We start from the raw sequence: 18,611 nt of genomic DNA, 5'->3' as shown, positions 1-18,611 counted from the left end.
CGCAGCGGCCGCTCCAATGTTATCTTTTGTTAGAAATAGATCGACGATGTGACATCGGCCGCCTGCTGGCGGCCGGCTTCACCGGGGCTCCACCGAGGGGGACATCATGCTGGCAGCGGAAAGGCACGCGCGGATCGTGCACGAGCTCGAGGGGCGCGAGGCCGTGCGCGTCGCCGAGCTCGCGGCTGCCCTCGGCGTCTCGGAGATGACGATCCGCAGGGACATCGAGCACCTCGAGCAGCAGGGTCTCGCCCGGCGCGTGCACGGCGGGGCAGCCCGACCGGCGGACGTCGGCTTCGCCGAGCCCGGGTTCGCCGCGAAGATCGGGCACCGGCCGGACGCCAAGGAGGCCATCGCGGCCCGCGCCCTCGAGCTCGTCCGGCCCGGCGCGACGATCTTCGTCACCGCGGGCACCACGACCTTCGCCCTCGCACGCCTCCTGGCAACCGTGCCCGATCTCACGGTCGCCACCAACTCGATCAAGGTCGCCGAGGCACTCGGGGACCCCGGCCACGGGGTGCGCACCATCCTCACGGGCGGGGAGCGCACGCCGTCAGAGGCACTCGTGGGGCCCCTGACGACCTCGACGCTCGCGCAGCTCCACGTCGAGACCTGCTTCATGGGCGTCCACGGACTCCACCCGCGCGCCGGCCTCACCACGCCCAACATGCTCGAGGCCGAGGCGAACCGGGCGGCGGCGGGGGCGGCGGCCCGTCTCGTGGTCCTCGCGGACCACAGCAAGTACGGGCTCGTGAGCCTCGCGACGATCCTCCCCCTCGATGCCGTGGACACCCTGGTGACCGACAACCAGCTCTCCGACGCCGCGCTCGAAGAGGTGCGCCAGAGCGTCCCCGACGTCGTCGTCGCCGACGTCCCCTGACCCGGCCCAGCCACCCAGCCCAGTCCCAGCCCCCCACCCTGCCCAGCGAGGAAACGATGCACCACACCTCCTCCGCCCGCGTCGCCTCCGCGAGGCTCGCCGACGGCCGCGAAATCCTGTACTTCGACGACCCCGCCACCGCGCCGCGGGTCCCTGTCCCGGACGCTCGCGCCCTTCCGGCCCGCCCGGAGCCTGGCCAGGTCCGGTACGACGAGCTCAGCGGCGACTGGGTCGCCGTCGCTGCCCACCGCCAGACCCGGACCCACCTCCCGCCTGCCGACGCGTGCCCGCTCTGCCCCACCACGCCGTCGAACGCCTCCGAAATCCCGGATCCGGACTACGACGTGGTCGTCTTCGAGAACCGCTTCCCCTCCCTGGGCCCCGTGGCGGCGGACCTGCCGGATGCCCTCCCCTGGGGCACCGTCGCCGCCGCGGCGGGCCGCTGCGAAGTGGTGTCCTTCACTCCCTCGCACACCGGAGCGTTCGCCGAGCTGCCGTACGAGAGGGCGCGGACGGTGGTAGAGGCCTGGGCCCAGCGGACGGCCGCGCTCAGCGCCCTGCCCGGCGTGCGCCAGGTGTTCCCCTTCGAGAACCGGGGGGCGGACATCGGCGTCACGCTCCACCACCCCCACGGCCAGATCTATGCGTACCCGTACATCACGCCCCGTGCGGCACAGCTGGGGGCCGCCGCGCGCCGGTTCTTCGACGCCGAGGACGGCCGGAGCACGCTCCTGGGGACGCTGCTCGAGCGCGAAAGCGCCGCGGGCGAGCGGATGGTGATCGAGGGCGGCCACTTCAGTGCGTTCGTCCCCTTCGCCGCGCGATGGCCGCTCGAGGTGCACCTCGTGCCCCACCGGCACGCCGCCGACTTCGCCGCCCTCACCGGGGCCGAGAAGGACGAGCTCGCGGATCTCACCCTCCGGCTCCTCAAGGGCTTCGACGCGCTCTACGGGACGCCCACCCCCTACATCGCCGCGTGGCACCAGGCGCCCCTTGACCGGGTGCTGCGCCCCGCCTCGCGCTTCCACCTCCAGCTGACCTCGCCGCGGCGGGCCGCGGACAAGCTCAAGTTCCTCGCCGGCTCCGAGGCCGCGATGGGCGCCTTCATCAACGACACGACACCCGAGGAGACGGCCCAGCGCGTGCGCGCCGCCGTCGCCGGAAAGGCCGCGGTATGAGCACTCCCCCCACGTCCGGCGCCCCGTCCGCGTCCGGTGCGCCCTCCCCCGACACCCCAGCCGCCGCCGTCCTCGACGCCTTCGCAGCGCACTTCGGCGGCACGCCCGACGGCGTGTGGCAGGCGCCGGGAAGGGTGAACCTCATCGGCGAGCACACGGACTACAACGCAGGCTTCGTCCTGCCCTTCGCGATCGACCGCGCCGCGAGGGTCGCGGTGCGGCGCCGGCCCGACCGCATACTGCGGCTCGTCTCGACGTACGGGCGGCACGGCGTCGTCGAGCTCGAGCTCGGATCCCTTGCGCCGGGGACAGCGCCCGGCTGGACCACATACCCCGCCGGGGTCGCCTGGGCGCTCGCCCATCGCGGCATCGGGGTCCCCGGAGCGGACCTCGTCCTGGACTCGGACGTGCCCCTCGGATCGGGGCTCTCGTCCTCGCACGCGATCGAGTGCGCGGTGGCGACGGCGCTCGCAGACCTCTCGGGCACCTCTCTCTCCGCAGAGGAGCTCGTGCTCCTCACGCAGCGGGCCGAGAACGACTTCGTCGGCGCGCCGACCGGCATCATGGACCAGTCGGCCTCGCTGCGGGGCGCCTCGGGGCACGCAGTGTTCCTGGACTGCCGGGACCAGAGCGCCGAGCTCATCCCGTTCAACCCCGCCCAGGCCGGCCTCGTCGTCCTCGTGGTGGACACGAAGGTGGCCCACTCCCACGCCGACGGCGGGTACGCGAGCCGGCGTGCCTCATGCGAGCTCGGGGCCGAGGTGCTCGGCGTCGAAGCACTCCGGGACGTCTCAGCCGCGGACCTGGACGAGGCGCGCGGGCTCCTCGATCCCGTGACGTTCCGGCGGGTGCGCCATGTCGTCACCGAGAATGGGCGCGTCCTGGAGACCGTCAGGGCCCTCCGGGAGGCGGGCCCGGCCTCGATCGGCCCCCTCCTCGACGCCAGCCATGCCTCGATGCGGGACGACTTCGAGATCTCGTGCCCCGAACTCGACCTCGCGGTCGAGGCGGCACGCGGCGCGGGCGCCCTCGGGGCGAGGATGACCGGCGGCGGGTTCGGAGGCTCGGCCATCGCGCTCGTGCCCACGACGGCGGAAGGCGCGGTCCGTGCGGCCGTCGCCGAGGCGTTCGCCGCAGCCGGGTTCACCGCACCGGACGTGTTCACTGTGCTGCCGGCGGACGGCGCACGCCGCCTCCTGTGAAGCCCTGCAGTCGGGGGCCGTCGGAGGCAGACACGGAAAGCGCCCCGCGTGCAGAGCACGCGGGGCGCTTGGCCCAGACAGTGGTGCAGTGCGCCCGGGTGGGGCGTCAGTCGTTGCTGTTGAAGATCGCGATGAGGCGCAGGATCTCGGTGTAGAGCCACACGAGCGTCACGGTGAGGCCGAACGCGGCCGTCCAGGCGAAGCGGCGCGGAGCGCCTGCACGCACGCCCTCCTCGATGCTGTTGAAGTCGAAGATGAGCGCGATCGCGGCGAGGACCACGGCGAACAGCCCCACGATGACCCCGAGCGGGATGCCCATGATCTCGATCCCGCGCATGCCCCATGGGCTGTCGACCACGCCGAACAGCACGAGGCCGAGGTTCACGAGGCTGAACGCGAGGTAGCCGACGATCGCGATCAGGAAGAACTTGGCCAGGCCGGGCGTGGCCCGCACCTTCCCGCTCTTGTAGAGGGCAAGGGTCACTCCGGCGACGACCACGGTGCCCAGCACGGCCTGGAAGCCCGCGCCCGGCGCGAAGGCGTCGATGATGCGCGTGAGGCCGCCCAGGAAGAGGCCCTCGAGGGCCGCGTACGCGAGGATGAGCGCCGGAGACGGCTCGCGCTTGAACGAGTTGACCAGGGCGAGGATGAGCCCGCCGATCGCGCCCAGGACCATGAGGCCCAGGGAGGCCGCCGGGGAGACGAACAGCGTCACGCCCGCGCCCAGCACCACGAGGCCCAGGCACGCGAGAGTCTTCATGATGACGTCGTCGTACGTCATGCGCCCCGTCTCGACCGGACCCGCGGACGGCGCCTTGTACATCTGGTCGAGCTGCTCGGGCGTCATCTGCTGACCCTGCGGCTGCGCAGAGGGCTGGCCGTAGGGGTTCTGGCCGTAGGGGTTCTGCCCGTAGCCGCTCTGGCCGGCCGGCTGTCCGTACTGGCCGTACGGGTTCTGGCCGTACGGGGCCTGGGGAACGGGCGGGGCGGTGGCCACCGCGGACCTGAAGTTCTTGCCCCGGAAGACCGGGTTGCCCCCAATTGCCATGTCGGCTCCTTGTCGACGGCCTGCTCCGTGGGCAGGCACTGGGTGTTCATGACGGTGTTCGCACTCGTGGCCCGTTCGATGCTCGTGGGCCCTGCTCAATTGTGGCCACGAACGGGACAGGCGGAAAGTTCCCAGCCGGGGCGCGTACGGCCTGCCCGCAGGATCCCCGCGGGGCAGCCGAGCCCCGTGGGAGCCGCAGCGGCGCACGAACCTAGAATGGTCGGGTGCCCAGCGAACGTCCCGCGCCCAGCAAGCCTGCCCTTCCGTCCGCCGCCAGCCCTCCTTCCGCCGGACCGGGGAGGCCGCCGCGCCTGCCGCTGAGGATGCTCCACGACCGCATCCTCGTCGAGCTGGACAAGGACGCGAGCGAGCGCCGCTCGGCGTCGGGCATCGTGATCCCGGCCACGGCTGTGCTGGGCCGGCGCCTCGCCTGGGCACGAGTGGTCGCGGCCGGCCCGAGCGTCCGCCAGGTGTCCGAGGGCGACCGCGTCCTGTTCGACCCCGAGGACCGCGCGGAGGTCGAGGTGTCCGCCCATGACTACATCCTGCTGCGCGAGCGCGATCTGCACGCGGTTGCCGAGAGCAGCGAACCCGCAAGCGGGCACGGCCTCTACCTCTGATCCCCCCGCGCGCGGCGCCGGCTACCGGGGCGAGCCATTAGCCCTCCGAAGGACTCCCCTCCGGAAAGGTAAGAGCGACTACTTCCAGATCGAGCCGGAACTTCACAGTTGTTACCGGATCGCTACCCTGCGGTCCCCGGAATCCGCACCGAGGGCCTCTGTCCCGCGAGTAACATTGCGTTCCATGGGTGAGCTGCATCACATCCCTGACGATGCCGCACGCCCGCGCACCGAACGCCCGCTGGCACTGCGCCAGCAGAACTCCCGGATAACGGAGGCCCATTAAGTGAAACGCACAGCCCAGGCCGCACACCCGCTGCGGCTGCCGAGGGCGATCCTTGCTGCGGGCGCCCTGATCGGCGCCTTCCTCGCAGTGCTCTTGGCGCTTGCCCCGGCGGCCGTGGCGACCACCTCGCCCAGCCCGTCCCCCAGTCCGGCCCAGACCCAGTACCAGAACTCGATCAGCGGATTCCTCCGCAACGAGGGCAAGCCCCTCGCCGGCGTCGAGATCAAGGTCACGGGCGACGGCTTCGAGGGCGTCGCCACCTCCGCCCAGAACGGCGCGTGGTCGATCGGCGTCCCCACTCAGGGCACATACCAGCTCGAGCTGGACGAGTCGACCCTTCCCGAGGGCGTCGCGCTCGCGGAGGGCCAGGAGAACCCGCGCTCGGTCACCTTCAACCAGACCTCGAACGTGAGTGCGATCTTCGCCTTCGGCAAGGGCATCCAGGTGGTCGAGGGCAACTTCGGCCAGGAGCTGCTCAATCGCCTCGTGGCGGGGCTGAGCTTCGGCCTGCTGCTCGCCCTCTCCGCGGTGGGCCTCTCCCTGATCTTCGGCACCACGGGCCTGACGAACTTCGCCCACGGCGAGATGGTCACGCTCGGAGCTGTCACTGTCTTCGGCCTGAGCGCCGCCGGACTGCCCTTCTGGCTCGCGATCATCCTCGCGCTCGTGGCCAGCGCAGCTGCCGGCTACGTCCAGGACGCCGGGCTGTGGAAGCCCCTCCGACGGCGCGGCACAAGCCTCGTACCGATGATGATCGTCAGCATCGGGCTCGCGCTCGCTGCGCGCTACGTCATCCTGTTCTTCTTCGGCGGCGCCACCCAGCAGCTGCCCTTCGCCCAGAGCCCGGACATCCAGCTCGGGCCCATCTCGATCTCGCCGAACAACCTCTGGTCCCTCGTCATCTCGCTCATCGTGATCCTGATCATCGGCTTCGTCCTGCTCAAGACCCGTCTGGGCAAGGCGACCCGCGCCGTCGCGGACAATCCCGCTCTGGCCGCCGCCTCCGGCATCGACGTCGACGCCGTCATCCGGATCGTGTGGGTCACCGGCGGCCTCCTCGCGGGGCTCGGCGGCATCCTCTGGGCCTACTACCGCCCGGGCGTGACGTTCGACATGGGGCAGCAGATCCTCCTCATGATCTTCGCCGGCGTCACCCTCGGCGGGCTCGGGACCGTCTTCGGAGCCCTCGTCGGCTCAGTGGTCGTGGGCGTCTTCGTCGAGCTGACCACCGTGTTCGGCGTCTCGAGCGACCTCAAGTACGTGGGGGCCCTGGCGATCATGATCGCCGTTCTCCTGTTCCGGCCGCAGGGCATCCTGGGCCGCCGCGAGCGAGTGGGCTGAGGAGGCACACATGGACTTCGGATTCATTCTCAGCAGCGCTCTCGCGGAGATCGTCAGCCCCACGACGGCGGCGTACGCCCTCGCGGCGCTCGGCCTCGCCGTCCACTTCGGCTACTCGGGCCTGCTCAACTTCGGGCAGGCCGGGTTCATGGCCGTGGGTGCCTACGGCTTCGCCATGACCACGATCCACTTCCAGGCCAACTTCTGGGTGGGCCTTCTCGTGGCGGTTGTCGCCGCCGTGCTGTTCGCGCTCCTGCTCGGTATCCCGACGCTGCGCCTGCGGGCCGACTACCTCGCGATCGTCACGATCGCCGCCGCCGAGATCGTGCGCTACGTGGTCACGACAAACACGCTGACCGACGTCACGGGCTCGGCCAACGGCCTCGCAGCGTTCCGCCAGGACTTCCTGAAGCTCAACCCGTTCCCCGAGGGCGACTACTTCGGCTTCAGCAGCAACGACTTCTTCTACCGGGTGTTCGGCTGGGGAATCGTCATCGTCGCATGCCTCGTGGTCTGGCTCCTCATGCGGAGCCCGTGGGGCCGCGTCCTCAAGGGCATCCGCGAGGACGAGCTGGCCGTCCGCTCGCTCGGCAAGAATGTCTACTCGTACAAGATGCAGGCGCTCGTGATCGGCGGCATCCTCGGCGCACTCGCAGGCATGGTCTTCACCCTGCCCCGCGATGTCGTCCAGCCCGCCAACTACGGCACCGAGCTCACGTTCTTCCTCTGGACCTGCCTCCTCCTCGGCGGCATGTCCACTGTCCTCGGCCCGGTGGTCGGCGCCATGATGTTCTGGGTCGTGCTCTCGCTCACCCAGGGCGTCCTGTACGGGCTCATCGAGTCCGATGCCATCACCTGGCTCTCCACGACCCAGGCCGGCCAGCTGCGCTACATCCTCGTGGGTGTCGCGCTCATGCTGCTCATGATCTTCAGGCCCCAGGGCGTGTTCGGCAACAAGAAGGAGCTGGCATTCGCATGAGCCACGCTGCACCCACCCCCCAAGGGCCAGGACCGGAGGCCGGCCAGCCGGTGCCGTCCGGTACCGACTACATGACGGACGCCCGGCCGATCGCGGTCGGGGAGGCCGCGCCCGGATGCCGCAAGCGCGATCCCATCGTGGTCGCGGAGAACGTGAGCCGGAGCTTCGGCGGCAACAACGCGGTCGATGTCGAGTACCTCGAGATCCCCCGCCACAAGATCACGGCGCTCATCGGCCCCAACGGGGCCGGCAAGACCACGCTGTTCAACCTTCTGACGGGGTTCGACACCCCGAACACGGGAACGTGGCAGTTCGAGGGCAATGACCTCGCCGGCGTCGCCTCCTACAAGGTCGCGCGCATGGGCATGGTCCGCACCTTCCAGCTCACCAAGGTGATGGGCAAGCTGACCGTCATGGAGAACATGCGGCTCGGCGCGTCCCAGCAGCCCGGCGAGAAGCTGCGCAACGCCCTGTTCAAGGGCATCTGGGGCAGCCGCGAGAAGCAGCTCACCGAGCAGGCCGAGGGACTCCTCGCCAAGTTCAAGCTCGATGCCAAGCGGGACGACTACGCGGCCTCGCTCTCGGGCGGACAGCGCAAGCTGCTCGAGATGGCGCGCTCGCTCATGGTCAACCCCAAGCTCGTCATGCTCGACGAGCCCATGGCCGGCGTCAACCCCGCCCTGACCCAGAGCCTCCTCGACCACATCAAGAACCTCAAGGCAGAGGGCATGACCGTGCTGTTCGTCGAGCATGACATGCACATGGTCCGGCACATCGCGGACTGGGTCGTGGTCATGGCCGAGGGCAAGATCGTCGCCGAGGGGCCGCCCGCCACCGTGATGAAGGACCAGGCCGTGATCGACGCGTACCTGGGCGCCCACCATGACGTCGACCTCGGCGCCGCAGGCGGGGTCGAGGCACTCGAGGAAGAGCTGGCCGAGGACGAGAAGTCCGTGGTCGGGACCTCGGACGCCGGGATCATCGCCCCGGAGGCCGTGCTCGGCGAGCGTGCCGAGACCCTCCACGTCGACACCGAGACACGCAAGGAGGAGGACCGGTGACCAAGCACAGCACCGCCTCTGCGGCCCCAGCGGCCGCCACAGACGAGGCCGTCGTCACCGTGAAGGATCTCGTCGCGGGCTACCTGCCCGGGGTGAACATCCTCAACGGCTGCAGCATCGAGGCGCGCAAGGGCGAGCTCATCGGCATCATCGGCCCCAACGGCGCCGGCAAGTCGACCCTGCTCAAGGCGATGTTCGGCCTCGTGAAGGTCCACTCCGGCTCCGTGGTGGTGCGCGGCCAGGACCTCACGGGCCTCAAGGCCAACCGCCTCGTGAGCCGCGGGATCGGGTTCGTCCCCCAGACGAACAACGTCTTCACGACCCTCACGATCGAGGAGAACATGCAGATGGGCATGTTCCAGCGCCCCAAGGACTTCAGCAGGCGCTGGGACTTCGTCACCGAGCTCTTCCCCGAGCTGGGACGGCGGCGTGCCCAGCGCGCCGGCTCCCTCTCCGGCGGCGAGCGGCAGATGGTGGCCATGGGCCGAGCGCTCATGATGGACCCCGCCGTGCTGCTCCTCGACGAGCCCTCGGCCGGACTCTCCCCCGTCAAGCAGGACGAGACTTTCCTGCGGGTCCACGAGATCAACCGGGCAGGCGTCTCCGTGATCATGGTCGAGCAGAACGCCCGCCGCTGCCTGCAGATCTGCGACCGTGGCTACGTCCTCGACCAGGGCCGCGACGCGTACACGGGCACGGGCCGGGAGCTGCTCAAGGACCCCAAGGTGATCCAGCTCTACCTCGGCACCCTTGCCGAGACCGTGGAGGGCAGCGGGCAGTAGCGTCCGCTCTCTCCCGCCCTGTCGACGGCGCCGTCCACCGCACCAGGTGGGCGGCGCCGTCGTCTGCGCTCAGCGCGCCGGAGGACGCCCCCGGAAGGCGCCCGCCAGCGCGCCCCTCCCCCACGGAAAGGCGGGCTGTCGCCGCCCGCGGCAGGCACGCGATCCGGCGCCTCAGGGCTCCTGTGGCCCTGCACGGCGCTCTGGAGCCCGCTGGGGCGACCGCAACCGCTGCGGACTGCATCCCCGCCTGCCATGCGCCAGAGGACGGCTGTGGGGCTCGGCGCGGCGCCCTGAGCACGGGGAAGGCCCCGTCCCTTGCGGGACGGGGCCTTCTGATACAGCGGTTCCGAAAGGCCGGCGGCTCAGGAGAGCTTGCCGTACTCCTCGCGGACCGGCTTGTACTTGTTGTCCTCGCCGTACTCGTAGATGCCGATGAACGCCTCGGTCGGGTCACCGGCGTCGGAGAACGTCACGGGGCCGGACTGGCCGTCGTAGTCGATGTCCTTGCCGTCGCGGAGCAGGGTCACGCAGCTTGCGTAGTCGTTGCACTTCTCGCCGCCCTCGGACACTGCCTTGAGCTGCTTGGCGATGTCGGTCCCCTTGACGCTGCCTGCGGCCTCAGCCGCGAGCGCGATGAGGTTGACCGCGTCGTAGGACTCGCCTGCGTAGCTGTAGTCCTTGAGCTTGGGGTCGACGGCCAGGAGCTTCTTCTTGAAGTCCTCCTTCGCGAAGGTGCCCGGGATGGTGCCCTGCGCGCCCTTGAGCGTGCCGGCCTTGAAGTCCTTGCTGTAGTCGGACGTGTTGCCGTCCACGAAGAACATCTGGGTCGGCTTGACACCCTTGCCCGTCATGAGAGGCACGATCTGCTTGGCCTGGTCGAACGTGATCAGGGCGATCGCGTCCGGCTTCGCCGCGAGGACCTTGTCCACTTGGGTGCTGAACTGCGAGTCGCCCTCGTTGAAGAGCTCCTCCGCGACGACCTTGCCGCCAGCGGACTCGAAGGCCTCCTTGATGTTCTTCTGGAGTCCCGTGCCGTAGGCGTCGTTGAGGACGATCATTCCGAGGGTCTGGGCGCCACAGCTGGCCATGTAGTTGCCGAGCACGCGGCCCTGGAGGACGTCGGACGGCGCGGTGCGCCAGTAGAGGCCCTTGTCCTCCCACGTCGTGAAGTCCGGCGACGTGTTGGCCGGCGAGAACTGGACGACGCCCGCGCCCGTGATCTGGTTGATCACGGTCTTGGAAACGCCGGAGGATGCTGCACCGATGATGGCGCCCACACCCTGGCCCAGCAGGTTCGTCACGGACTGGGTCGCGATATCCGTCTTGGTGTCGCCGGAGTCGCGGTGGATGACCTGGGCAGGCTTGCCGAGCACACCGCCAGCGGCGTTGACCTCCTTGAGGCCCAGGTTCACGCCCGCGATCTCGGGCGGGCCGAGGAAGGCCAGCGAACCGGTGGTCGGCAGCAGCGAGCCGATCTTGAGGGGCGTAGCCGTGGTGGTCTTGGACGCGGGGACGTCTCCCGCAGCCTGGGTGCCGCCAGCGGCCTCGCTGCCAGCAGAGCCGGACGGAGCGGGACACGCGATGGCGCTGCCGTCGGCCGCAGTGGTCGTGGACGTGCCCGAGGGCGCTCCCGAGCCGCCGCCGCACGCGGTGGCAAGCAGGGCAACACCGATCCCGAGCGCGCTCAGCTTCGCAGCGCGCGGCAGGGCCGAAGGACGTGGAATCATGCTCAATCTCCTCCATCGGGGGACTGTGGCCCCCCGGATGCGAACAATCAGGTATTCCTGATTGAGAGACAGGCTAATAGAGCACTTAACTCTCAATACAGTGTTTCAGGTCACATCCTTGTAACGCCTCGGTAAGTTCTGCTCAGGAGACGCCGAAGGCCCGACTTCCGCGGGGGAAGACGGGCCTTCGGGCACGGTGCCCCAGCAGGGACTCGAACCCTGACTGAGCGGATTTTAAGTCCGCTGCCTCTGCCGATTGGGCTACTGGGGCGCGGCACCAGCCTACTGGCACGCACGGTGGAGACGCCGACGGCGACCGTGCCCGCGCGGGGCGACGATCGCCGTCGTGGATGGCCTCCGTGGGCCGCAGGCGTTTCCGCAGGGGCTACTTCGCCTCGGCGCCCACCTTCTCCTTCTCGCCTGCGGCCGTGGCGGCCTCGGGAGCGGGGGCCGACGCCGGTGCTGCCGCGGGCTTGGGCGCGGGACGCGCCGCCGCCTCGAACGCTGCACGCGGGGCTTCGAGGCCCTGGAGCGGGGTCGTGTCGCGGCCGGAGAACAGCGACGAGAACCAGTCGAGCACAACCCGGAACTTGCGCTCGAACGTCGGGATGGCCATGCCGTGGTAGCCGCGGTGCGCGAGCCACGCGAGCGGGCCCTTGAGGCCGATGCGGCCCAGCAGGTTGATGTTCGCGACGCCCTTCCACGGGCCGAAGCCGGCCACGGCGCCGAGGTTCTTGTGCTTGTAGTCGGCCATCGGCTTGTCCCAGCGGTTGGCCCACAGGTTCTTCGCGAGGACCTTGGCCTGGCGCAGGGCGTGCTGGGCGTTCGGAACGCACGTGCCGTCGGGGAGGCCCTTGCCGGTGAGGTCGGGGACAGCGGCGATGTCGCCGGCGGCCCACGCGTTCTCGATGATGCCCTCGTCACCGGCGATGCGCAGGTCCGGGAGGACGCGCACGCGGCCGCGCGGCTCGAGCGGGAAGTCGGTCGAGCGGACCATGGGGTTCGCCTGCACGCCGGCGGTCCAGATGAGGGTGTCCGCCTCGAACTCGTCCGCAGGGGACTTGTCCGGCAGGCTGATGAGCTTCAGCGGGCCCTCGGCGCTCGCGAGGGACGTGTTGAGGAGGACCTCCACGCCACGGCCCCTGAGGTGCTCCACGACCCACTCGGCCTGCTCGGCCGTGACCTCGGGCATGATGCGGCCCATGGCCTCGACGAGGACGAAGCGGACCTCGTCCTGGCTCACGCGGCCGTTGTTGCGGACCGCCTCGCGGGCGAGGTCCTCGAGCTCCGCGATGGTCTCGATGCCGGCGAAGCCGCCGCCCACGACGACGAAGGTGAGGGCGCGCCTGCGTGCGGCCGGGTCCGAGGCGGTCGAGGCGAACTCGATGCGCTCGATGACCTGGTTGCGCAGGGCCACGGCCTCCTCGATGGTCTTGTTGCCGATGCCCTTCTCGGCCAGGCCGGGGATCGGGAACGTCCGCGTGATGGCGCCGGCAGCGAGGACGACGTCCATGTACGGGACCTCGAGGGTGCCCTGGCCGCCCGGCAGGGTCACGACGGCCTTGCGGTTGGCGTGGTCCACGGCGGTCACAGAGCCCTGGATGATCTCGGAGCCCTTGAGGTGCTCGCGGAGCGAGACGACCGCGTGGCGGGGCTCGATGTTGCCGCCGGCCACCTCGGGCAGGAACGGCTGGTACGTCATGTAGGGAAGCGGATCCACGACCGTGACGATGCCGCCGGCCTTGGCGATCTTCTTCTGCAGGTTCAGGGCCACATAGAGGCCGACATAGCCGCCACCGACGACGAGGACGCGGGGGCGGTCGACAAGCTGGAGCGAGGAAGGCATGACGCCAGCATAGCAGCTTGTGAAAATATTCACTAGCGCTCGGGGCGGGCCTCCCTCAGGGCCGGTTCCGGCCCTCCGGCGGGACCCGGACCGTCGGCGTCGTCGGCGTCCGCGACGGCACGCCCGCGGGCCGGGGCGAACGCGATCCGGCGCAGGTGCAGCGCCCCGGCCACGAGGATCGCCGCGATCGCCGCGGCGCTTCCGAGGACGACGACGCCCGGCCAGGGATTCGTTCCGGTCGCCGGGGGCTGTGCCTGCGGGGCGGCCGGCTCGGGAACGGCGTGATTGCCCTCGCCCGGGGCCGCGGGCGCGCCGTTCGAGGGCACCTGCGCCACCGGGGCGCCCTTCCGGTGGACCCGGATCCACTCGGCGATCGAGCCGAGCGGGTTGGCCCTGACGGGCGCCACCTTGGCCGTGAGCGCCGCCTCGGCGTCCAGGACCCCGAAGCCGTAGAGCGGGTCGTGGCCGGGGGTCCCGGCGTCCTTCGCGGTCGATACGATGCGGGAGATGGTCTGGGCGGCCGTGAGCTCGGGCCACTTCGAGCGGATCAGTGCAGCGACGCCGGCGACGATCGGTGCGGCGCCGGAGGTGCCAGCCCACTCGGCATATCCGCTCCCCGGCAGCGCGCCCACGAGGTCCTCCGCCGGCGCCGCGACGCCGATGCTGATGCCCTGAGACGAGGAGTCGACGCTGGCCTTGCGCTTGCGGTCCAGCCCCGCGACAGTCAGGACGCCCGGGATCGTGGCCGGGGCGCCCACTTGGACGTTCCCGCCCTCGCGGTTGCCCGCGGCGGCCACGATCACCACGTCCCGCTGCTCGGCGTACAGGAATGCGGCGTCCCAGCTCTCGGGCCAGGACTGCTGCGTGCTGCCGAGGGAGATGTTGATGACCTTCGCGCCCTGGTCCACTGCCCAGCGCACGGCCTCGGGGATCTGGTCCTGGTCGGAGCGTCCTGCGGGGTTCGGCGATCCGAGCCACGTCGAGACCGCGAGGACCTTCGCCTCCGGGGCGACGCCCACCACACCGTCCGGGCCGCCCGTGGCCGTCTTCCTGCCGTCGGTGTGCCCCCGGCCCGCGAGCATCGATGCAACGAGCGTCCCGTGCTCGGTACGTGCACCGATCGGCTTCTGGCCGTTGGCTGCGCCGGCCCCCGAGGCATCGAAGCCGCCGGCCACCGCGCCCTTGAGGTCCGGGTGCTTCCCGTCGACCCCACTGTCGATCACCGCGATCTTCACGCCGGCGCCCTTGGAGACGTCCCAGGCCTTCTCGATGCCGTACTCCTCGAGCCAGTACTCGCGGTCCCGGATGCTGTCCGCAGCGGCCGGGGCGGCGGGGACCAGCAGTCCGGCCGCGAGCGCGGGGATGAGGCCGACGACGGCGGCTGCGAATGCCGCGAGCGCGCGGAACGCCTGGCCCGCGGTGCGCGTCCGGGCCGGGGTGCGCGCCGATCCCTCCACCCGGCTCACCGCGGCCGTCCCGCGAGCGTGCTCAGGGCGATGCCGTCGAGGATGTCATGCTCGCTCGTGACGGCGGTGCGGAGGCCGCCCCCCGTGAGGTCCGCGACCCGGGCCAGGATCCGCCGCCAGACGAGAGCACCGGCCCCGATGACATCCACGCGGCCCGGGTGCATGTACGGCAGGGCGGCCCGCTCGGCGTGTGTGAGCGAGAGCAGCGAGGCGCATGCCGCGTCCACCACGTCGAGCGGCAGCTCGGTCGCGTGGATGAGCGCGGGGTCGTACTCCGGGAGCGCGAGGGCATGGGCCGTGACCGTGGTGACCGTCCCTGCCACGCCGACCACCGCCGTCGCCCGGCCGAGCGGCACCTCGGCGAGGACCGCGTCGATGGCGGCATCGACGTCGTGCTCCGCCGCCGCGATCTGCGCGGCAGTGGGCGGGTCCGAGCGCAGGTGGCGCTCCGTGAGCCGCACACAGCCGATGTCCACCGAGCGCGCGGCCATGACGCCGTCCGCGTCGCCGAGGACGAACTCGGTGCTCCCGCCCCCGAGGTCGACGACGAGCACGGGCCGGCCGGGCTCGAGCGGGAGCACGCTCGCTGCGCCCGCGAAGCTCAGCGACGCCTCCTCGATCCCGGTCACGACCTCCGGCTCCACGCCGAGGCGGGCCTCGATTCCTTCGGTGAACTCGTCCCGGTTCCCGGCGTCGCGGGTCGCTGACGTGGCGACGAAGCGCACGCGCTCGGCGCCGAGGCTGCGGATCGTGGCCGCGTACTCGTCGACGGCGGCGAAGGTGCGCTCGAGTGCCTCGGGGGCGAGCATGCCCGTGGCGTCCACCCCCTGCCCGAGGCGCACGATCCGCATCTCGCGGTGCACGTCCTTCAGGGCGGCGCCGCCTCCCGCGCGCGTGTCCGTGTCCGCGACGAGCAGGCGGATCGAATTGGTTCCGCAGTCGATCCCGGCGACCCTCATGCTCCCTGCTCCCCCTCGTTCGGCTGGTTCGGCTGGCCCTGCCTGGTCGGCTCGCTCTGCCTGTTCGGCTCGCTCTGCCTGTTCGGCTCGCTCTGCCTGTTCGGCTCGCTCTGCCTGTTCGGCTCGCTCTGCCTGTTCGGCTCGTTCGGCCTGCTCGGCTCATGCGCAGCCGCGTCGGCTCCGGGCCGTGCTTCCCCTGTCCATCCGTCGGGCTCCCCTGCCGCGCGGGACGCGCGCACGGGCGCGGGCCGACCGGTCATCGCCGGCAGCCCCTGTGGCCCGTGGCGCGAGAGGTCCCTGTCCGGCACGGCGCCCTCCGTGTCCCAGGCGCCCTCGCACCAGCAGCGGTCGCGGGTCCACCACGGCGAGATGGCCTCGATCGCCTCGTCGCCGAGCGGGTTGACGCCCGGGCCCATCGCGAGGGACTGGCCCACGAGGACGTGGAGGCACTTCACGCGCGTGGGCATGCCGCCTGCCGAGATCCCGTCGATCTCGGGAACGGGGCCGGTACCCGCGCGCCGCCCGATCTCCTCGCGCGCGGCGAGGTAGGCCTCGTGCGCGGCGCTGTACGCGGCGGCGAGCTCGGGACCCTCCTCGAGCCGCGCATTCATCTCGGCCATGGTGCCGCCGGCCTCGAGGCGCGACACGGCGGAGGTCACCACGGGGTGCGTGAGGTAGAACGTGGTCGGGAACGGCGTGCCGTTGGCGAGGCGTGGGGCCGTGGCGGCCACGAGCGGATTCCCGCACACGCAGCGGGCGGGGATCGTCACCACGTCCCGCACGGGTCGGCCGAGCTGGCGGCTGAGCACCTCGAGGTCGGTCGGCGTGGGCTCGTCGCCCAGCGGCGGCAGGTTCTCGGTCACGTACGGTCCTTGCTCTCGTTCGGTGCGGGCGTGCTCGTTCCCGGGCGCGGGCGGGCGTCCCCCGGCGGCCGGGCGTCAGTCGGTCGCCGCGCGGCGCAGCGCGTCCCAGAAGGTGGCGGTCCAGGGCTGGTCGGTCCCAACGTCGGGGGCCGCGGCGCTCCCCTGGGCGGGGGCTCCGGGATCCCCGAACACCCAGTAGGAGGTCTCGCCGGGCATCACCATGTTAATGCGGTCCCGCGCCTGCTGCTGGACGTAGTTGGGGTCCTCCCAGCGCGAGATCTCCTGCTCGAGCGCCCGCTGCTCGGCCTCCTTGGCGGCGATGTCCGCCTCGAGTGCCGTGATCTCGGCGCGCTGGTTGAGGAACACCCTCACCGTCGGGGCGAGCATGATCGTGATGGCCACGAGGACCACCGCGAGGGCCAGCATGCGGCCCGAGAAGGCGCGGGCCGGGACGGGCGCGTCCTCCGCCGGAGGGGCCGCCGCTCCCTGTCCCCCTGCAGCGGGCACTGACTCGCGCTCGCCCGGGCTGACCCCCGCTGCGCCCGAGCCCACGCGGAGCCGGGACGGGCGGCGGCCGCGGTGCGCGCGCGACTCCGGGAGCAGGGGCGCGGCGCCAGCTGCTTCCGGCTGCCGCGGCCCCGGCTGCGGGGCGGACGAGGGCGCGCCGGAAGGCAGCGGCGAGGCGGCCCCGGGCGTGGCCCGGCTGCCATCGGCAGTCCGGCTGCCTTTGGCAGTCCGACCGGCATCAGTCGTCCTGCCGGGAGCGGGCGAGGTCCGGATGGGGTCAGCCGGGGCCCTGTCGGCGGCCGACGGCGCCCCGGCAGTCTGGGAGGTCCGGGCGGCGGCGCGGGCTACCCGGGGCACGGGAGGACGGCGTGCTGCCATGGAGCGTCCTCCCCTCGTGACAATGCGGAAGCATCCTTGCGGACACGGATGCGCCGCGGCGGCCGGTGTCTTTCCACCATAGCCGCCGCGGCGCAGGAACCCGGGGAACAGTCCGCCGGCGCCGATCAGCGTCAGCTGTCAGCGCAGCGGACCCGCCGGCAGTCGGGCCAGTGGTCAGCCCTTGAAGCGCGGGAAGGCGCTCCGGCCGGCGTAGCGCGCGGCGTCGTCGAGCTCCTCCTCGATGCGCAGGAGCTGGTTGTACTTGGCCACGCGCTCCGAGCGGGCGGGCGCGCCCGTCTTGATCTGGCCGGCGTTCGTGGCCACGCAGATGTCCGCGATGGTCGTGTCCTCGGTCTCGCCGGAGCGGTGGGAGGTGATGGTCGTGTAGCCGGAGCGCTGGGCGAGCGACACGGCGTCGAGCGTCTCGGTGAGCGAGCCGATCTGGTTGACCTTCACGAGCAGCGAGTTGGCCGTCTTGGCGTCGATGCCCTGCTGGAGGCGCTCCGGGTTGGTCACGAAGAGGTCGTCGCCCACGAGCTGGACCTTGTCCCCGATCGTGTCGGTGAGGATCTTCCAGCCCTCCCAGTCGTTCTCGTCGAGCGGGTCCTCGATCGAGACGAGCGGGAAGTCGGCCACGAGGCCCGCGTAGTACGCGCTCATCTCGGAGGCGGAGAGGGACTTGCCCTCGAACTGGTAGGCACCGTCCTGGAAGAACTCGCTCGAGGCCACGTCCAGGGCGAGCGCGATGTCCTTGCCGGGGGTGTAGCCGGCCTTCTCGATGGCCTCGGTGATGAGCTCGAGCGCGGCACGGTTGCTCGGCAGGTTCGGGGCGAAGCCGCCCTCGTCGCCGAGGCCCGTGGAGAGGCCCTTCTCCTTCAGGACGCCCTTGAGGCTGTGGTAGACCTCGACGCCCCAGCGGAGGCCCTCGGAGAACGTCTCCGCGCCGATCGGCGCAATCATGAACTCCTGGATGTCCACGTCGGAGTCGGCGTGCGAGCCGCCGTTGAGGATGTTCATGAGCGGCACCGGCAGGACGTGCGCGTTCGGGCCGCCGAGGTACTTGTAGAGCGGCAGGTTCGCCGAGTCGGCGGCAGCGTTCGCGACGGCGAGGGACACACCGAGGATCGCGTTGGCGCCCAGGTTCGCCTTGTTGGCGGTGCCGTCCAGGTCGATCATCGCCTGGTCGATCGCGCGCTGGTCCGTCGCGTCGAAGCCGGTCAGTGCCGGGGCGATCTGGTCGAGGACCGCCTCGACCGCCTGCTGGACGCCCTTGCCGAGGTAGCGGCCCTTGTCGCCGTCACGGCGCTCCACGGCCTCGAACTCGCCCGTCGAGGCGCCCGAGGGGACTGCAGCGCGGCCCAGGGAGCCGTCGCTGAGAAGGACCTCGACCTCAACCGTCGGGTTGCCGCGGGAGTCCAGGATCTCGCGGGCGTGGATGGCATCGATAAGCGCCATGGATGTGCTCCTTGGTGGAAACGTGCTGACTAG

General features: G+C 71.1%; 15 protein-coding genes, 1 tRNA gene and 1 pseudogene. 8 read left to right on the top strand and 9 right to left on the bottom strand.

All coding sequences use genetic code 11. The features are described from left to right. Nucleotides 1-106 precede the first annotated feature (106 nt). From ABCQ75_RS00210 to galK, 3 genes are read left to right on the top strand one after another with little or no spacing between them, the layout of a single operon-like run. Entirely contained in the window at nucleotides 107-880 is a 774-nt protein-coding gene (locus ABCQ75_RS00210; RefSeq protein ID WP_345882361.1) for a DeoR/GlpR family DNA-binding transcription regulator, read from the top strand. A gap of 56 nt (nucleotides 881-936) precedes the next feature. Then, nucleotides 937-2,058, top strand: a complete 1,122-nt coding sequence (gene galT, locus ABCQ75_RS00205; protein ID WP_345882360.1) for a galactose-1-phosphate uridylyltransferase — start codon at nucleotides 937-939, stop codon at nucleotides 2,056-2,058. Beyond that, nucleotides 2,055-3,260, top strand: a complete 1,206-nt coding sequence (gene galK, locus ABCQ75_RS00200; protein ID WP_345882359.1) for a galactokinase — start codon at nucleotides 2,055-2,057, stop codon at nucleotides 3,258-3,260. Before galT ends, galK begins: the two co-directional genes overlap by 4 nt. Before the next feature lie 106 nt (nucleotides 3,261-3,366). Here galK and ABCQ75_RS00195 read toward each other — a convergent pair whose 3' ends face one another. Beyond that, nucleotides 3,367-4,308 (bottom strand): Bax inhibitor-1/YccA family membrane protein, encoded by a 942-nt coding sequence (locus ABCQ75_RS00195; protein WP_345882358.1) that lies wholly within the window; start codon nucleotides 4,306-4,308, stop codon nucleotides 3,367-3,369. Nucleotides 4,309-4,631: 323 nt separating this feature from the next. Here ABCQ75_RS00195 and ABCQ75_RS00190 point away from each other — a divergent pair, with 323 nt between their 5' ends. From ABCQ75_RS00190 to ABCQ75_RS00170, 5 genes are all read left to right on the top strand, one after another. After that, a complete protein-coding gene (locus tag ABCQ75_RS00190) occupies nucleotides 4,632-4,928 on the top strand; it encodes a GroES family chaperonin (RefSeq protein WP_345882908.1) in 297 nt (98 codons plus the stop codon). Nucleotides 4,929-5,214: 286 nt separating this feature from the next. Further along, nucleotides 5,215-6,555 (top strand): branched-chain amino acid ABC transporter permease, encoded by a 1,341-nt coding sequence (locus tag ABCQ75_RS00185; RefSeq protein ID WP_345882357.1) that lies wholly within the window; start codon nucleotides 5,215-5,217, stop codon nucleotides 6,553-6,555. A 10-nt stretch (nucleotides 6,556-6,565) separates the two neighbouring features. Beyond that, nucleotides 6,566-7,534: a branched-chain amino acid ABC transporter permease gene (locus ABCQ75_RS00180; protein ID WP_345882356.1), complete on the top strand. Its 969-nt coding sequence runs from the start codon at nucleotides 6,566-6,568 to the stop codon at nucleotides 7,532-7,534. A gap of 71 nt (nucleotides 7,535-7,605) precedes the next feature. Beyond that, nucleotides 7,606-8,595, top strand: coding sequence for an ABC transporter ATP-binding protein (locus ABCQ75_RS00175; protein ID WP_345882907.1), 990 nt, complete (start codon nucleotides 7,606-7,608; stop codon nucleotides 8,593-8,595). Further along, nucleotides 8,592-9,377 carry an ABC transporter ATP-binding protein gene (locus ABCQ75_RS00170; RefSeq protein WP_345882355.1) on the top strand — a complete coding sequence of 262 codons (786 nt, stop codon included), beginning with the start codon at nucleotides 8,592-8,594 and terminating at the stop codon, nucleotides 9,375-9,377. The genes ABCQ75_RS00175 and ABCQ75_RS00170 overlap by 4 nt, the downstream gene beginning before the upstream one ends. Before the next feature lie 362 nt (nucleotides 9,378-9,739). Here ABCQ75_RS00170 and ABCQ75_RS00165 read toward each other — a convergent pair whose 3' ends face one another. The 8 genes and pseudogenes from ABCQ75_RS00165 to eno form a co-directional block, all read right to left on the bottom strand. Further along, on the bottom strand, nucleotides 9,740-11,104 hold the full coding sequence (locus ABCQ75_RS00165; protein WP_345882354.1) for an ABC transporter substrate-binding protein: 1,365 nt from the start codon (nucleotides 11,102-11,104) through the stop codon (nucleotides 9,740-9,742). Between the two features lie 197 nt (nucleotides 11,105-11,301). Then, nucleotides 11,302-11,375: transfer RNA gene (locus ABCQ75_RS00160), tRNA-Leu, on the bottom strand. A gap of 114 nt (nucleotides 11,376-11,489) precedes the next feature. Then, nucleotides 11,490-12,950 carry an NAD(P)/FAD-dependent oxidoreductase gene (locus ABCQ75_RS00155; protein WP_345882353.1) on the bottom strand — a complete coding sequence of 487 codons (1,461 nt, stop codon included), beginning with the start codon at nucleotides 12,948-12,950 and terminating at the stop codon, nucleotides 11,490-11,492. A gap of 32 nt (nucleotides 12,951-12,982) precedes the next feature. Beyond that, nucleotides 12,983-14,416 carry a S8 family serine peptidase gene (locus ABCQ75_RS00150; protein WP_427916010.1) on the bottom strand — a complete coding sequence of 478 codons (1,434 nt, stop codon included), beginning with the start codon at nucleotides 14,414-14,416 and terminating at the stop codon, nucleotides 12,983-12,985. Further along, the gene (locus ABCQ75_RS00145) at nucleotides 14,413-15,375 is read right to left on the bottom strand and encodes a Ppx/GppA phosphatase family protein (protein WP_345882352.1); all 963 of its coding nucleotides are present in this window, start codon (nucleotides 15,373-15,375) and stop codon (nucleotides 14,413-14,415) included. Before ABCQ75_RS00145 ends, ABCQ75_RS00150 begins: the two co-directional genes overlap by 4 nt. Nucleotides 15,376-15,587: 212 nt before the next feature. After that, a pseudogene (locus tag ABCQ75_RS00140) lies at nucleotides 15,588-16,238 on the bottom strand (DUF501 domain-containing protein); the annotation flags it as partial. 75 nt (nucleotides 16,239-16,313) lie between these two features. After that, a complete protein-coding gene (locus tag ABCQ75_RS00135) occupies nucleotides 16,314-16,790 on the bottom strand; it encodes an FtsB family cell division protein (protein ID WP_345882351.1) in 477 nt (158 codons plus the stop codon). Between the two features lie 507 nt (nucleotides 16,791-17,297). Further along, nucleotides 17,298-18,578, bottom strand: coding sequence for a phosphopyruvate hydratase (gene eno / locus ABCQ75_RS00130; protein WP_345882350.1), 1,281 nt, complete (start codon nucleotides 18,576-18,578; stop codon nucleotides 17,298-17,300). Between the last annotated feature and the right edge of the window lie 33 nt (nucleotides 18,579-18,611).

Origin of the sequence: Sinomonas halotolerans, from assembly GCF_039615075.1 — a bacterium.
GTDB classification, from domain to species: Bacteria; Actinomycetota; Actinomycetes; order Actinomycetales; family Micrococcaceae; genus Sinomonas; species Sinomonas halotolerans.
Note: the sequence above shows the minus strand (reverse complement) of the source record. Positions and strands in the feature narration are given on the sequence as shown.